The sequence below is a fragment of the Streptomyces sp. NPDC058964 genome, from assembly GCF_042741275.1.
GTDB lineage: Bacteria > Actinomycetota > Actinomycetes > Streptomycetales > Streptomycetaceae > Streptomyces.
The window spans coordinates 1-16,543 of record NZ_JBHYKH010000171.1; the positions used below are offsets into that span (position 1 = coordinate 1).

Below are 16,543 nucleotides of genomic sequence, written 5' to 3' on the forward strand. Positions count from 1 at the left end.
GGGGGGCCCACGCGGGCGTTGGCGCCGGGTCCCCCACCGGGGGTGGCCGGCGCCCCTATCGCAGGGTGGTGGGCCACCCGCCGCGTTCCGGCGCGGGGTCGGGGGAAGGCCGGACCCGTCGTCGGCGGACGGCAGTCCGCGAGGGACTGTCTGCACGGGTCGTACGAGCTCGCGTGACGAGAACGACACCACCGTCCCGCGTCTTCGGCGGAAGCTGACCGAGAACGTGCGGCGTCGTGAACTGTCTCTTCCAACGCTGAGCAGGTGGCCTGGCTGGGCGACGCCCGGCGGAGGCGCCCCTGCGTCGAGATCCTGCCAGTTGAGGCCCCCGCCGAGGAGGTACCGGCGTCCGGACCCCGACTTCGCCGCAGGTCAGCCGTATAAAGTGAGTTTTCCGGTCCGGATGCCCAGATGCGGGGGGAAGTAAGGGGTGGAGACCTTGAGTTCCGACTCAGGGGCACGCACAGCCTTCGCGGAGCGTCTCGCGCTGCTCTACAAGGAAGCGGGCAACCCTCCCCTCAAACGCGTGGCCGAGGCGGTCGACCGGCTCCACCGGGTCGACGAACGAGGGCGTCCCGTACGGGTCTCCGCCCAGCGGATCAGTGACTGGCGGCGGGCGAAGAACGTACCGGCCCAGTTCACCGCCCTCGCCGCGGTGCTGCACGTACTGGTCCCCCAGGCACGGCGCGCACAGCCCGCGCCGGTCTCCACGGGCCTGTACGACCTGGCCCAGTGGCAGCGGCTGTGGGAACGCGCGGTGGCCGATCCGGTGGGCGACCGTCCCGCGGGACCGGCCGGAGCCACGGGATCCGGGAAGGAGGAGGCACAGGGTGCGGACGACGCCTCGGCCGTCCCGGGTGTGTGCCCGTACCGGGGGCTGGCCTCGTACCGCAGGCAGGACGCCCGCTGGTTCTTCGGCCGGGAGCGCAGCACGGACGCCCTGGTCGCCCAGCTCCGCGCGACCGAGCGGAGCGGCGGCCTGGTCATGCTCGTCGGCGCCTCGGGAGCCGGCAAGTCCTCCCTGCTGAACGCCGGACTGGTGCCGGCGCTGCGGAACGGCGCGCCGGGCGACGACGACAGCCCCGCGAGAGGCGTCCTGCAGCTGGTGCCGGGGGCCGATCCCCTCGCGGAACTCACCCGCCGCATCCCGGAACTCGCGCCGGTCGTCTCCTCGCGGGAGCCCGGCACCCCGGCATTCGCGCACGCGGTGCGGGAGGCCGTCACGGCGTGGGCCGGACGCGAGACGCCCCCGGGCACCCCTCCGGTCGTCATCGTGGACCAGTTCGAAGAGACGTTCACCCTCTGCTCCGACGAGGCGAACAGGCGCGCCTTCGTCCAGCTCCTGCAGTCCGCCTGCTCACCCGCCACCCCGGGCGATCCCGCCCCCGTGCTCGTGGTCCTCGGCATACGCGCCGACTTCTACGACCAGTGCCTGCGGTATCCCGAACTGGCCGACGCGCTGCAGCACCGGCACATGGTGCTCGGCCCGCTCACCACCGCGGAGCTGCGCGAAGCGGTGACCGGCCCGGCGAGGGCCGTGGGCGTGGAACTCGAACCGGGCCTCGCGGAGCTCATCGTCCGGGAAGTGAGCGCCGACGGCCCCCGAGGGGCGCACGGCGCGGGCGTACTGCCGCTGTTGTCCCACGCCCTGCTGGCCACCTGGCAGCGACGGAAGGCGGGACGGCTCACCCTGGCCGGCTACCGCGCGGCGGGCGGAATCCAGGGGGCGGTGGCGGCGACCGCCGAGCGGGCCTGGTCCGGCCTCGACCCGGCCGCGCGCACGGCCGCGCGACTGCTCCTGCTCCGGCTGGTCCGGCTGGGCGAGGACACCCAGGCCACCCGCCGGCGCGGGACCCGGCGCCAGCTGGCACAGGAGTCGACCGACCCGGGCAAGACGGAGGAGTCGCTGGAGGCCCTGGTACGCGCCCGGCTGGTGACCCTCGACGCGGAGACCGTCGAGATCACCCACGAGGCCCTGCTCCACGCCTGGCCCCGGCTGCGCGACTGGATCGACGAGGACCGGAACGGCAACCTGCTGCGCCAGCGGCTGGAGGAGGACGGCAGGGCGTGGGAGGGCTCGTCCCGCGACGCGTCACTGCTCTACCGGGGCTCCCGTCTCGAGCAGGCACACACCTGGGCGAAATCCACCGGTGACACCTTCCTGACCAGGAGCGCGGTGGAGTTCCTGGCCGCTTCGGTCAGGCTGCGCAGACGCACCGTCCGGATCAGCCGGGCCGCGGTGGCCGCCCTCGTCGTCCTGGCCGTCCTGGCCGTCGGCTCGGCAGTGGTGGCGCGCCAGCAGCGGGACGACGCGGTGTTCCAGCAGGTCGTCGCCGAGGCCGACCGCGTCCAGTACACGGACCCGTCGCTGTCCGCCCAGCTCGACCTGGTGGCACACCGTCTGCGGCCCGGCGACGAGGGCACGAACAACCGGCTGATCTCGATCGTGAACGCCCCGCTGGCCACACCGCTGCTCGGCCACACGGGTGCCGTCTATCTGACCACGTTCAGCCCGGACGGCCACGTCCTGGCCACCGCCAGCTACGACCGGACCGTCCGACTGTGGAACGTCACCGACCCGACCCGGCCCAAACCCCTCGGCAAGCCCCTCACCGGCCACACGAGCTGGGTGAGCACCGCGGTCTTCAGCCCCGACGGCCACACCCTCGCCAGCGCCTCGGACGACGGCACGATCCGGCTGTGGGACCTGCGGAACCCCGATCACCCGCGTGCCCTCGCCGCACCCCTGTCCGGCCACGGCGGCACGGTCTACCTGCTCGCCTTCAGCCCGGACGGGCGGACCCTCGCCTCCGCCGACGAAGATCGCACCGTACGCCTGTGGGACGTGCGGGACCCGGCCCGCCCGAGGGCGCTCGCCACCCTGACCGGTCCCACCGCCGCCGTGCGCTGCGTGGCGTTCAGTCCCGACGGTCGCACGCTGGCGGCCGGCGGCGACGACAAGACGATCCGGCTGTGGAACACCGCCGCCCCGCGCCGTCCGGAGCCGGTCGGCAAGCCGCTCACCGGCCACACCGGCACGGTGCACTCCCTGTCCTTCAACCCCGACGGCCGCACCCTGGCCAGCGGCAGCGCGGACGACACCATCCGCCTGTGGAACGTGGGCGACCCGCGCCACGCGCGGCAGCTCGGCACTCCGCTCACCGGCCACACCGGTCCCGTCTGGTCGGTGGCCTTCAGCCCCGACGGCACCAGACTCGCCGCGGGCAGCGCGGACAGCACGGCGAGCCTGTGGAACGTGCGCAACCCGGCCTACCCGTCGCAGGTCGGCGAGCCGCTGGCGGGCAGCAGCGGCGAGATGTACGCCGTGGGCTTCAGCCCCGACGGCAGGACCCTGGCCACCGGCAGCGGAGACAACAAGGTCCGCCTGTGGTCGATCCCGACGTCGGACATGATCGGCCGGATCGGTGCCTTCCGCCCGGACGGGCGGGTGCTCGCCACGGCCGCGCGCGACGGACGGGTCCGGCTGTGGGACGTACGGGCCCGCAACCGGCCCGTGCTGCTGAGCGACCCGTTCATGCCCGGCGAGGGCGACGTGCGGTCGCTGGTGTTCTCCCCCGACGGCGGCACCCTCGCCGTGCTGACGGGCAGCCGCGCGATGCAGCTGTGGAAGGTCACCGACCCGGCTCACCCGGTCGCGTACGGCCCGCCCGTCGCCCTGCGGACACGGTTCGCCGGGCCCGACGCACTGGCGTTCAGCCCGGACGGACGCACCCTGGCCACCGCTTACGACGACCGCACCATCCGGCTGTGGAACGCGGCCGACCCCGCCCACCCGCGCCCCCTCGGCGCCCCGCTCTCCGGCCACACGGGCTATGTCGACACCCTTGTCTTCAGTCCCGACGGGCGCACGCTCGCCAGCGGCAGCGCCGACACCACGGTCCGCCTGTGGAACGTCACCGACCCACGCCACGCGGGGCAGATCGGCAAGCCGCTCGATGGTCACCTGGCACCGGTCAACGCGCTGGCGTACAGCCCCGACGGTCACACGCTGGCCAGCGGCAGCGACGACGGCACGGTCCGCCTGTGGAACGTCACCGACCCCGTCGCGGCGAGCGGGCTGGGCCCGGCCCTGACCGGCCACACCGAGGCGGTCGTGTCACTGACGTTCAGCCAGGACGGCCGCACGCTGGCGAGCGGCGGCAACGACGACACGGTCCGGCTGTGGAACGTCACCCGCCCCTCCGAGGCCTCGGCCATCGGACAGTCGATGAGCCCCAACGCCAGGACGGGCAACTTCCTGTCGTTCAGCCCCGACAGCGATGTGCTCGGCGTCTCCAGCGGCGCCGACACGGTGCGGCTGTGGGAGCTGGACGCCGACCGGGCGATCGACCACATCTGCTCCATCACCCGGGGCGTCCTGACCCCGGAGAAGTGGCACGAATACCTGCCCCGGCTCTCGTACGAGCCCCCGTGCGACCGGTGACCGGACCGACCGTTTCAGACAGCGCTTGCGTGATCCCGATCACAACTGCTCATCGCAGCAGAGCAGTCGGCTCCCACCGTGCAATCCGCCTTGTTACTGTTGGCCGCAGCCCGACCGCTGGTGCATCCCCCGTCGCCAGCGGTCGGGCGCTTTCATGCCCGCAGGACCACGACCGGGCAACCTTCCGGCGCCGCACATCGGTACATCGGTGCGCTGATCGCCGAAGTTCGTGCCTGTTGGTGTCAGCCGTTGGTGTCAGGCGCTGGATGCCCTCTCGACAGAGCCGCCCGCTGCATCAACGAACCCCGCTTCCGGCGAGGACTCCTCACCTGGGCTCACAGGGGCCCGCCGCACTACATCGGTTCGACGAGGGCGGCCCGCCATTCAGGCTGCGGGTCCGCTCCCAGGCTCGTCCAGTACTCCGTCCCACGGACGATCTGCCCGTCACGGACGGTCCAGAACGATGCTGCGCGGAAGACGCCAAGACTGTCGTGTGGCACTTCGACCTCGGAGACGACTTCGTCACCCTCGGCCACCACCTTGAGCACCCGAATCGACCAGCCCTCCGGATATTCACGGTTCACCGCGACGAAGTTTGCCCGGCCCATGATGCGTTCGAGGCTGATCGGCCACTCGACTACGACATCTTCCGCGATCAACTCGGCGACGCCTGCCCAGTCCCGAGCCTGGATCCGGTCCCACAGGCTCTCAATCACCTTCGAGGATTCCATCGACGGAGCTTCCCACAGCGGTCTGACAGAAGCCGCACCAACGACGAGTCGAACGCTCCCAAGGCCAGGAGGTACGACCGGGCCCCGAATGCCCTGAACGCCCACCCCAACCCCCACTGGCTCCCATCCCGTCTGCCGTCGGCCCACGCACCGCGGAACGGGCGTGGTTCCTGGCGTCCTGGTGGAGCGCGCCACTGTACGAACGACTGTGAGGATTGATCACGGCGCCATAGTCCGGCTGGCCGCCACACTTGCGGGACCCTGCTCACCTTCCTGACGGTCCATCCCAAGGTCGCCCAGGCGATCCTGTGGCACAGCCAGATCAGCATGACCATGGACGTCTACACACACGTGGTCGGCTCCGACGAACGGGAAGCAGTCGCGATGCTCGCGGAGCTGCTGGAAGAGTCCGCTGATCCGCTGATGTCAGCCGTAGATGTCAAAGACCCCCGGTCCGTGTGGACCGGGGGTCTTTGTGCTGGTGGGGCTAACAGGATTTGAACCTGTGGCCTCATCCTTATCAGGGATGCGCTCTAACCAACTGAGCTATAGCCCCGCCGCGCTCTGCGGTGTGTGTCCCGCGCGCTGACTCCTGAAGATTAGCGCACGACCGGGGCAGTCCCAAAATCGGTTGTCGCAGGACGGGCTGCGGAGGTTTGGAACCCCGGTCACTCGTCCTCGGCCAGCGTCAGCTCGACGCCGCCGACGAAGCCCGCGGAGAGGTTGTAGATGAACGCGCCCAGCGTGGCCAGGGCCGTCGCGAGGACGACGTCGATGACCGCGATGATCGCCGTGAACGTCAGGACGTGCGGGAGGGACAGGAAGGCCTGCAGGTCGAAGCCGTTGGCCTCGTTCGAGCCGGTCGCCTCCGAGATCGTGCCGCCGACCGTCGAGAACACGCCCATCGCGTTCATGACCATCCACAGCACGGCGGACGCGACGATCGTGCAGATGCCCAGCGCGATGGAGAGCAGGAAGCTGACCTTCATCACCGACCACGGGTCGGCCTTGGCCACACGCAGTCGCGCCTTTCGGGTGCGGGGTGTGGTGCGCACACCCGTGCGCGGCCGGCGTACGCCATCCGTCGGGGCCTGAGCCGGGTAGGCCTGCGGCGGGTGGTAGGGCCCGGAGGCCTGCTGGGACTGGCGCTCACCCGGCAGCGGCGAGGCGGCTTCGGGCGCGTGAGCCGCGGTACCGGCCGACTGCTGCTGGGCGGCCGGGCCCGCGCCAGCCGTGTGCTGGGTCTGCGGGCCTCGGGTGTCCGTCACAGTTCCCCCCTGGGATCCATGCGTGTCGGGCGAGTGCGAGTCGGAGGCGGACGGCTCGACCGCCTTGAGATTGGTCGTGTGCGGGTCCGTGGGGCTGCCCGCGCTCGTGGCGGAGCCACGGCCGCCGTCGTCCTTCTGCTTGCCGGTCGACGTTCCGACCGAACCGGCGCCCGTGGCTCCGCTCACGATGACTCACTCCTCGTGCTACTCGGCCGAGGGCGCCTCACCCTCGTCCGTGCCGGTGGTCGCGGCAGCCTCGGCGGTCTCGTCCACGGCATCGTCGCCGTCGACCTCCTCCGCCTCGCGCCCCGCCTCGGCGTTACGAGCGATACCGACCACGGCATCGCGCTTGCCCAGGTTGATCAGTTGGACGCCCATGGTGTCACGGCCCGTCTCCCTGACCTCGTTGACTCGCGTACGAATCACACCGCCGGACAGCGTGATGGCGAGGATCTCGTCGCTCTCCTCGACAACCAGCGCGCCGACGAGCGAGCCGCGGTCCTCCACGATCTTGGCGGCCTTGATGCCCAGGCCACCGCGACCCTGGACGCGGTACTCGTCGACAGCGGTCCGCTTCGCGTACCCGCCGTCCGTGGCAGTGAACACGAACGTACCGGGTCGAACAACATTCATCGAGAGCAGCTCGTCGCCCCCGCGGAAACTCATGCCCTTCACACCCGAGGTGGCACGGCCCATGGGTCGCAGCGACTCGTCCGAAGCGGTGAACCTGATCGACTGCGCCTTCTTGCTGATCAGCAGCAGATCGTCATCGGCCGAGACGAGCTCGGCTCCGATCAGTTCGTCGTCGGAACCGTCCTCACGCTCACGGAGGTTGATGGCGATGACGCCACCCGAGCGCGGGGAGTCGTAGTCCTTCAGCGGGGTCTTCTTGACCAGACCCGCCTTGGTGGCCAGCACCAGGTACGGCGCCGCCTCGTAGTCCCGGATCGCCAGGATCTCCGCGATCGCCTCGTCCGGCTGGAAGGCCAGCAGGTTCGCGACGTGCTGCCCGCGCGCGTCACGGCCGGCGTCCGGCAGTTCGTACGCCTTCGCGCGGTAGACCCGGCCCTTGTTGGTGAAGAACAGCAGCCAGTGGTGCGTGGTCGAGACGAAGAAGTGGTCGACGATGTCGTCTTCCTTCAGCTTCGTGCCGCGTACGCCCTTGCCGCCGCGCTTCTGCGCCCGGTAGTCGTCCGTCTTCGTCCGCTTGACGTAGCCGCCGCGCGAGACGGTGACGACGATGTCCTCCTCGGCGATCAGGTCCTCGATGGACATGTCACCGTCGTAGGGCACCAGCATGGTCTTGCGGTCGTCGCCGAACTTCTCGACGATCGCGGCCAGCTCCTCGCTGACGATGCCCCGCTGACGGACCGGGGAGGCGAGGATCTCGTTGTACTCGTTGATCTTCGCCTGGAGTTCGTCGTGCTCCTGGACGATCTTCTGGCGCTCCAGGGCGGCCAGCCGGCGCAGCTGCATCTCGAGGATGGCGTTCGCCTGGATCTCGTCGATCTCCAGGAGGTCCATCAGGCCGCCGCGCGCGATCTCGACGGTCTCACTGCGCCGGATCAGGGCGATGACCTCGTCGATGGCGTCCAGGGCCTTCAGCAGACCGCGCAGGATGTGCGCCCGCTCCTCGGCCTTGCGCAGCCGGAAGCGCGTACGACGGACGATGACCTCGATCTGGTGCGTCACCCAGTGCCGGATGAACGCGTCCAGCGAGAGCGTGCGCGGCACGCCGTCGACCAGCGCCAGCATGTTGGCGCCGAAGTTCGTCTGCAGGTCGGTGTGCTTGTAGAGGTTGTTCAGCACGACCTTGGCGACCGCGTCGCGCTTCAGGACGATGACCAGGCGCTGGCCCGTGCGGGACGAGGTCTCGTCACGGACGTCGGCGATGCCGCCGATCTTGCCGTCCTTCACCAGGTCGGCGATCTTCTGCGCGAGGTTGTCCGGGTTGGTCTGGTACGGCAGCTCGGTGACCACCAGGCACTGGCGGTTCTGGATCTCCTCGACCTCGACGACCGCGCGCATGGTGATCGAGCCGCGGCCCGTGCGGTAGGCCTCCTCGATCCCCTTGCGGCCGACGACGAGCGCGCCGGTGGGGAAGTCCGGACCCTTGATGCGCTCGATGAGCGCGTCGAGGAGCTCCTCGTGCGAGGCCTCCGGGTTCTCCAGGTACCACTGGGCGCCGGCCGCGACCTCGCGCAGGTTGTGCGGCGGGATGTTGGTGGCCATGCCGACCGCGATGCCGGCCGAACCGTTGATCAGCAGGTTCGGGAAGCGCGACGGCAGGACGGTCGGCTCCTGGGAACGGCCGTCGTAGTTGTCCGTGAAGTCGACGGTCTCCTCGTCGATGTCGCGGACCATCTCCATCGACAGCGGCGCCATCTTGCACTCGGTGTAGCGCATGGCGGCCGCCGGGTCGTTGCCCGGGGAGCCGAAGTTGCCGTTGGAGTCGACGAGCGGCATGCGCATCGCCCAGGGCTGGGCGAGACGGACCAGCGCGTCGTAGATCGAGGAGTCGCCGTGGGGGTGGTAGTTGCCCATGACGTCACCCACGACGCGGGCGCACTTGTAGAAGCCGCGCTCGGGGCGGTAGCCGCCGTCGTACATGGCGTACAGGACGCGGCGGTGGACGGGCTTGAGACCGTCGCGGACGTCGGGCAGCGCGCGGGACACGATGACGGACATCGCGTAGTCGAGGTACGAGCGCTGCATCTCCGTCTCGAGCCCGACGGGCTCGACGCGTACGGTGCTCTCGCCGGCCTCTTCAGGCGTGGCGGGGCCCGGAGGAGTGGTGGGGGTCTCGTCGGCCATTGCTGGTGAGGATCCTTTCTGACGCGGTCAGCTGAGACCGACTCAGATGTCGAGGAAGCGGACGTCCTTGGCGTTGCGCTGGATGAACGCGCGGCGGGCCTCGACGTCCTCGCCCATGAGGACCGAGAACAGGTCGTCGGCCTGGGCGGCGTCGTCGAGGGTGACCTGGCCGAGGACGCGGTGCTCGATGTCCATCGTGGTCACGCGCAGCTCCTCGGCGTTCATCTCGCCGAGACCCTTGAAGCGCTGGATCGAGTCCTCGCGGACGCGCTTGCCGCGCTGACGGCCCAGCTCCAGCAGAGCGTCGCGCTCACGGTCGGAGTACGCGTACTCGACCTCGTCACGGCCCCACTTGATCTTGTAGAGCGGGGGACGGGACAGGAACACGTGCCCGGCCTCGACCAGCGGCCGCATGAAGCGGAACAGGAAGGTCAGCAGCAGGGTGTTGATGTGCTGGCCGTCGACGTCGGCGTCCGCCATCAGGATGATCTTGTGATAGCGGAGCTTCTCGATGTCGAAGTCCTCGTGCACGCCCGTGCCGAAGGCGGAGATCAGCGCCTGGATCTCCTGATTCTGCAGGATCTTGTCGATCCGCGCCTTCTCGACGTTGAGGATCTTGCCTCGGATCGGGAGGATCGCCTGGTACTGCGGGTTGCGGCCGGACTTGGCCGAACCACCGGCGGAGTCACCCTCGACGATGAAGATCTCGCACTTGGTCGGGTCGTTGGACTGGCAGTCCGACAGCTTGCCCGGCAGGGACGCGCTCTCCAGGAGGCCCTTGCGGCGGGTGAGGTCACGGGCCTTGCGGGCCGCCACGCGCGCGGTGGCCGCCTGGATGCCCTTGCGGATGATGTCCGCCGCCTCGTTGGGGTTGCGGTCCAGCCAGTCGTTGAGGTGCTCGTAGACGGCCTTCTGGACGAAGGTCTTCGCCTCCGTGTTGCCCAGCTTGGTCTTGGTCTGGCCCTCGAACTGCGGCTCGCTCAGCTTCACCGAGATGATCGCGGTCAGACCCTCGCGGATGTCGTCACCCGTGAGGTTGTCGTCCTTCTCCCGCAGCAGCTTCTTGTCCCGGGCGTACTTGTTGATCAGCGAGGTCAGCGCGGCGCGGAAGCCCTCTTCGTGGGTACCGCCCTCGTGGGTGTGGATGATGTTCGCGAAGGAGTACACGCCCTCGCTGTAGCCGCTGTTCCACTGCATCGCGACCTCGAGGGACAGGCTCTTGTCCTTGTCCTCGGCCTCCAGGTCGATCACGGTGGGGTGGACCACGTCCCCCTTGCGGGAGTTCAGGTACTTCACGAAGTCGACGATGCCGCCCTCGTAGTGGTACGTGACGGTCTTGACCTCGGCCTTCTCGTCGGCGCCCGCCTCGTCCGCCCCGGACGTGGCCTTCGCCGACTCGCGCTCGTCAGTGAGTTTGATCGTCAAACCCTTGTTGAGGAACGCCATCTCCTGGAAGCGCCGCGAAAGCGTCTCGAAGGAGTACTCGGTGGTCTCGAAGATGTCCGCGTCGGCCCAGAAGGTCACCGAGGTGCCGGTCTCGTCGATCGCCTCGTGCTGGGCGAGCGGGGCCGTCGGGACGCCCATCTTGTAGTCCTGCGTCCAGCGGTGGCCGTCGGTCCTGACCTCCACCGACACCTTGCTGGACAGCGCGTTCACGACGGAGACGCCGACGCCGTGCAGACCGCCGGAGACGGCGTAGCCGCCGCCGCCGAACTTGCCGCCCGCGTGCAGCACCGTCAGGACGACCTCCAGGGCGGGCTTCCCCTCGGAGGGGACGATGCCCACCGGGATGCCACGGCCGTTGTCGATGACGCGCACGCCGCCGTCGGCCAGGATCGTCACGTCGATGGTGTCCGCGTGCCCGGCCAGCGCCTCGTCGACCGAGTTGTCGACGACCTCGTAGACCAGGTGGTGCAGACCGCGCTCGCCGGTGGAGCCGATGTACATACCCGGCCGCTTGCGGACCGCGTCCAGCCCTTCGAGGACGGTGATGGCGCTGGCGTCGTACGAGGCGGTGACCTCACCGTTCGCGCCGGCGTCGGTGGACGGGATGTTCTCGTTGGGGTTGCCGGAATCGGCCACGAAGCGCCCTTTCTGGCACAGCACGAGCCGGGCTCGTCGGCGGGTTGCCGGAGCGGCTGCGGCATGTTGCGTTGGTAAGCCTTGATCAGCGTTGCTCAGCTTTTCCCGGGCGGTCCCCACGAGTGGGGCGGGATTGGCTTCCAGTCTACCGGTAGCGCCGACAGTGATGGGGGTTTGCCGGTACCTGAGTCCCCATGTGCCGCCCTGAACCGGTCCCGACCGGGTCCCGATATACGGATGGGGGCTCCAAGAGGCTCACGGAGGCACTCAGCGCTTCCGGCTGTCAACCCTTGGCTACTCCGGGGTCAGGTCCGGATTCGCAACCGCGTGCGGTTGTACGACAAGAGCACACGCCCGCTCCGGCACGTGAGGTAAGTCACCCGTAGGTGTCGCCGGGTCCCGTGCTGCCCGGGGCACGCAAAGAGCCGTAACGACGGGCGGGACCGCCCGGGCCGAGCACCTTGATCAGCCGCACCGCGCCCTGGCCGAGGTCCTCGTTGAGGCGGGCGACCAGGGTCGGGGCGAGCAGCCTCAGCTGCGTCGCCCACGCCGTGGAGTCGCACTGCACGGTCAGGACGCGCTCGTCCTCGTCGTAACGCTGCGGTACGCAGTGTTTGGCCAGGTCCTCGCCGACGATCTGCGGCCAGCGGCCCATGACCCCGCCCACCGCTGCCGGGGTCTCCCAGCCACGCTCGTTGATCAGCCGGTTGATCGCCGCGCCGAGCGCCATGGGGTCGCGGCCGTCGGCGCGCGCGCCGGAGCGCAGGCCGCCGCGCCGGGCCTGCTTCTTCTGCTGAGCCGCGGCGCCCCGCGCACGTGCCTGCTCCTTCGCGGCGCGCAGCGCCACGCGCGCGAGGTCGACTCCGGAGGGCTCGGGGCTCTTCCCCGCTCCCTGCGGGGTGGGTTCGTCGGTGCTCATACGCGCTCCACCGTCCCGCCGGACACGGAATACCGCGCCCCTGCCAGTACGAGCGGTACGTCGTCGTCGACCGCGGCGGTCACCAGGACCTGCTCACCGGGTGCGACCAGCTCGGCCAGCCGTTCCCGGCGCCGGGCGTCCAGCTCGGCGAACACGTCGTCGAGGATCAGCACCGGCTCGTTGCCCTCCGCGCGCAGCAGGTCGTACGAGGCAAGGCGCAGCGCCAGCGCATAGGACCAGGACTCGCCGTGGGAGGCGTACCCCTTGGCCGGCAGCTGACCGAGTTTGAGAACCAGATCGTCGCGGTGGGGGCCCACGAGCGTGACGCCCCGTTCGATCTCCTGCTTGCGGGCCTCGGTCAGGGCCGCCATCAGCTGGGCGTACAGGTCCTCACGCGCGTGGGCCTCGCCGGGCGCGGACGGCTTGTACTCCAGCGCGACGGGACCGCCGCCGGGTGCCAGCTGTTCGTAGGCCTTGTCGGCCAGCGGCTGGATCGCGGCGATCAGGTCGAGGCGCTGGGCGAGCAGCTCGGCACCGGCCCGGGCCAGGTGCTGGTCCCACACGTCCAGTGTGGACAGGTCCATGGACCGGCCGCCGTGCCGACGGGCCAGCGCGGCCGTCTTCAGCAGAGTGTTCCGCTGCTTGAGGACCCGCTCGTAGTCGGAACGGACCCCCGCCATGCGCGGGGAGCGGGCGGTGATCAGCTCGTCGAGGAAGCGCCGCCGCTCACCGGGGTCGCCCTTGACCAGGGCCAGGTCCTCGGGGGCGAACAGGACCGTCCGCACGATCCCCAGCACGTCACGCGGCCTGACCTGCGAGGACCGGTTGATCCGGGCACGGTTCGCCTTACCGGGGTTCAGCTCCAGCTCGACCAGCTGCTCCCGCTCGCCCTGTCTGACCCGAGCCCGCACGATCGCGCGGTCGGCGCCCATACGGACCAGCGGAGCGTCGGAGGACACACGGTGGCTGCCGAGAGTGGCGAGGTAGCCGACGGCCTCGACGAGGTTCGTCTTCCCCTGCCCGTTGGGACCGACGAAGGCGGTGACGCCGGGGTCGAGCGGGACCTCGACCCCGGCGTACGAGCGGAAGTCGGCCAGCGAAAGGTGCGTGACGTGCATGGTCGTTTCGCCGACCTCCCCCAACGTGGTGCTTCCGGTGTCCCCAGGCTGTGGACGACCGGGCCGTCCCCGAGGATGCCAGGGCGGCATCCCCAGGGTGTGGACTACTTCTTCTCGACCGCGTGGCCGCCGAACTGGTTCCGCAGCGCGGCGATCATCTTCATCTGCGGCGAGTCCTCCTGCCGGGAGGCGAACCTCGCGAACAGCGACGCGGTGATCGCGGGAAGCGGTACCGCGTTGTCTATGGCGGCTTCCACAGTCCACCGGCCCTCGCCGGAGTCCTGTGCGTAGCCCCTCAGCTCCTCCAGGTGCTCGTCCTCGTCGAGCGCGTTCACCGCGAGGTCGAGCAGCCAGGAACGGATGACGGTGCCCTCCTGCCAGGAGCGGAAGACCTCACGGACGTCGGTCACGGAGTCGACCTTCTCCAGGAGCTCCCAGCCCTCGGCGTAGGCCTGCATCATCGCGTACTCGATGCCGTTGTGGACCATCTTCGCGAAGTGGCCCGCCCCGACCCTGCCCGCGTGCACCGCGCCGAAGTCGCCCTTCGGCCTGAGCGCGTCGAAGACCGGCTGCACCTTGGCGACGTTCTCGGCGTCGCCGCCGTACATCAGCGCGTAGCCGTTCTCCAGGCCCCAGACGCCACCGGAGACGCCGCAGTCGACGAAGCCGATGCCCTTGGCGGCCAGCTCCTCGGCGTGCTTCTCGTCGTCCGTCCAGCGGGAGTTTCCGCCGTCCACGACCACGTCGCCGGGCTCCAGGAGCTCGGCGAGCCGGTCGATCGTGGACTGGGTGGCCTCGCCGGCCGGGACCATCACCCAGACCACGCGCGGGCCCGAGAGCTTGCCCACAAGCTCATCGAGGCTGTGGACATCGGCGAGGTCCGCGTTGCGGTCGTATCCGATGACGGTGTGGCCCGCGCGGCGGATCCGCTCGCGCATGTTGCCGCCCATCTTGCCGAGGCCGACGAGACCGAGCTCCATCAGAGTTGTTCCTTAGGTTGCTGTGTGGCGTGTGGGGCACGTTCGTACCTGTGTCCGAGCCTAAACCCGGACGCTCACGCACATCTGTGGGCATACGCGCTCATACGTATGCCCTCACCTGCGGCTTCATCCGACGGAGCTGGCGGGGCGCGGCCGTCAGCCGCTGAGCCGCACCGGCATGATCAGGTACTTGTAGGCCTCGTCCGCCTCGGCGTCCACCGCCGGCTTGCCGCTGAGGAGCGCGGGCTTGGTGGACGTCGTGAACGACAGCTGGGCCACCGGGGAGTCGATGGCGCTCAGGCCGTCCAGCAGGAACGTCGGGTTGAAGGCGATCGAGATGTCGTCGCCGTCCAGCTGCGCGTCCACCCTTTCCACAGCCTGTGCGTCGTCGCTGGAGCCCGCCTCCAGGATGAGCACGCCCTTCTCGAAGCTGAGCCGCACCGGGGTGTTCCGCTCGGCGACCAGGGCGACGCGCTTGACGGCCTCCACGAAGGGGGCGGTCTCGATCACGGCGATGCTGTTGAACTCGGTCGGGAACAGCGTGCGGTACTTCGGGAGGTCGCCCTCCAGCAGACGCGTGGTCGTCCGGCGTCCGGCGCCCTCGAAACCGATCAGGCCCTCGCCCGCGCCCGAACCGGACAGCGCCAGGGTCACGCTGTCGCCGCTGGTGAGCGCCTTGGCGGTGTCCAGGAGCGTCTTGGCGGGCACCAGGGCGACCGCGGAGGCGTCCGGGTTCTCCGGCTTCCACAGGAACTCGCGGACCGCGAAGCGGTAGCGGTCGGTGGACGCCAGGGTGACCGTGTCGCCCTCGATCTCGATGCGCACACCGGTGAGGACCGGCAGCGTGTCGTCGCGGCCCGCGGCGATGGCGACCTGCTGCACGGCGGAGGCGAAGACCTCGCCGGGGACCGTGCCGGTCGCGTTCGGCATCTGCGGCAGGGACGGGTACTCCTCCACAGGCAGGGTGTGGAGTGTGAACCGCGAGGAGCCGCAGACCACCGTCGCCCGTACACCGTCTGTGGAAATCTCCACCGGCCGGTTGGGGAGGGCGCGGGAGATGTCGGCGAGCAGACGCCCGGAGACGAGGACGGTGCCCTCCTCCTCGACCTCGGCCTCCACCGACACCCGGGCGGAGACCTCGTAGTCGAAGCTGGACAGGCTCAGCTGCCCGTCCTCGGCCTTCAGCAGCAGGCCGGCGAGGACAGGCGCCGGCGGACGGGCCGGAAGGCTGCGTGCCGCCCAGGCCACTGCCTCCGCGAGTACGTCGCGTTCCACCCGGATCTTCACCGTAAGCCGCCTCCTGCTGTTGCTACTGAGCCCTTCGCCCCGGTGTCACCGCCCACTGCGGCGGGAAGGACACCGGGGACCAGTCTGACGCACCGCGCTGACAGTAGGTGCCTGTCGGGGTCAAGTCGTGCCGAGGGGCGGTCGGGCTCGAAACAGCGAGTTGTGCACAGGCCCCGCTTCGAAACGGATTCCGCACTCTCTCTAGTCGGGAGTAGTAGTAGGGCCTGTGGATACCGTGGATAACCACGTTTGCCCAGCTCAGCGCGGAAATTTTGTCCACCGGTCCTGTGGGTGACAGCAGTGGACAACCAGGCGTATCTGTGGAGAACAGAAAGTTCTGCACACACCGCCCACAGGCCGAGGGCAGTTCTCCCCAGCTGCGTCCCCAGGTTTACCCACGTTTCCCACACCCCAACCCGGCACCTTGGTGTGACGGCTTTCACTCGACGCGGTGATCCGGTGCGTCGGGTTGCCGAACAGTGGACAGCCATGTGGAGAAACCGGGAATCACTGGGGACAACCGGCCCCAGCCTGTGGGCTGCCGGTGGACAACTCCGTGCACAGTCTGTGGATCTCCGCTTTGTCCACAGTCTGTGGAGATCCGTCGTCCACGAATCCACAACCCGGTGACCTGGTCTGATGGTCTTTCAACAGGCTCCCTTGTGGACACGATCTGGACAACTTCGCAGTCCCCAGGATGTGGACGGAAGAAAGTCACCGAATCTGTGGAGAGCGGCCGTAACCCGGCAGGTAATCGAACACCGGGAGGTCCGTGGCCCTGCCGGTGTGCCCGCGGAACCGTGGCGGCATGCGGCGGCGGACAAGACGAAAGGCGCCCCCCCGGGGTTGACCCCTGGGGGCCCGCACCCCCGATGGAGGCGCGCGACACCCGGGCTGTGG

The 16,543-nt window shown here is 69.6% G+C and carries 9 protein-coding genes and 1 tRNA gene; 1 reads left to right on the forward strand and 9 read right to left on the reverse strand.

What is annotated here, in order from left to right; genetic code table 11:
• Window positions 1-430 precede the first annotated feature (430 nt).
• Complete coding sequence (locus tag ACFW2E_RS21650; RefSeq protein WP_384468698.1) at window positions 431-4,444, forward strand: AAA family ATPase; 4,014 nt, start codon at window positions 431-433, stop codon at window positions 4,442-4,444.
• Window positions 4,445-4,797: 353 nt separating this feature from the next.
• Here the strand turns inward: ACFW2E_RS21650 and ACFW2E_RS21655 are convergent, their stop codons facing one another.
• The 9 genes from ACFW2E_RS21655 to dnaN all read right to left on the reverse strand — a co-directional run bounded on the left by ACFW2E_RS21655 (window position 4,798) and on the right by dnaN (window position 15,643).
• On the reverse strand, window positions 4,798-5,175 hold the full coding sequence (locus ACFW2E_RS21655; protein WP_384468699.1) for a nuclear transport factor 2 family protein: 378 nt from the start codon (window positions 5,173-5,175) through the stop codon (window positions 4,798-4,800).
• A 479-nt stretch (window positions 5,176-5,654) separates the two neighbouring features.
• Window positions 5,655-5,731, reverse strand: a tRNA-Ile gene (locus ACFW2E_RS21660).
• A 112-nt stretch (window positions 5,732-5,843) separates the two neighbouring features.
• Window positions 5,844-6,629, reverse strand: a complete 786-nt coding sequence (locus ACFW2E_RS21665; RefSeq protein WP_384468700.1) for a DUF3566 domain-containing protein — start codon at window positions 6,627-6,629, stop codon at window positions 5,844-5,846.
• A gap of 18 nt (window positions 6,630-6,647) precedes the next feature.
• Entirely contained in the window at window positions 6,648-9,257 is a 2,610-nt protein-coding gene (gene gyrA / locus ACFW2E_RS21670; protein ID WP_384468701.1) for a DNA gyrase subunit A, read from the reverse strand.
• A gap of 42 nt (window positions 9,258-9,299) precedes the next feature.
• Window positions 9,300-11,363, reverse strand: coding sequence for a DNA topoisomerase (ATP-hydrolyzing) subunit B (gene gyrB / locus ACFW2E_RS21675; RefSeq protein ID WP_384468702.1), 2,064 nt, complete (start codon window positions 11,361-11,363; stop codon window positions 9,300-9,302).
• 352 nt (window positions 11,364-11,715) lie between these two features.
• Window positions 11,716-12,258 (reverse strand): DUF721 domain-containing protein, encoded by a 543-nt coding sequence (locus ACFW2E_RS21680; RefSeq protein ID WP_384468703.1) that lies wholly within the window; start codon window positions 12,256-12,258, stop codon window positions 11,716-11,718.
• Entirely contained in the window at window positions 12,255-13,376 is a 1,122-nt protein-coding gene (gene recF, locus ACFW2E_RS21685) for a DNA replication/repair protein RecF (protein WP_384468704.1), read from the reverse strand. Before recF ends, ACFW2E_RS21680 begins: the two co-directional genes overlap by 4 nt.
• A gap of 104 nt (window positions 13,377-13,480) precedes the next feature.
• A complete protein-coding gene (gene gnd, locus ACFW2E_RS21690) occupies window positions 13,481-14,356 on the reverse strand; it encodes a phosphogluconate dehydrogenase (NAD(+)-dependent, decarboxylating) (RefSeq protein WP_384468705.1) in 876 nt (291 codons plus the stop codon).
• Window positions 14,357-14,512: 156 nt separating this feature from the next.
• The gene (gene dnaN / locus ACFW2E_RS21695) at window positions 14,513-15,643 is read right to left on the reverse strand and encodes a DNA polymerase III subunit beta (RefSeq protein WP_384468706.1); all 1,131 of its coding nucleotides are present in this window, start codon (window positions 15,641-15,643) and stop codon (window positions 14,513-14,515) included.
• Window positions 15,644-16,543: the final 900 nt, after the last annotated feature.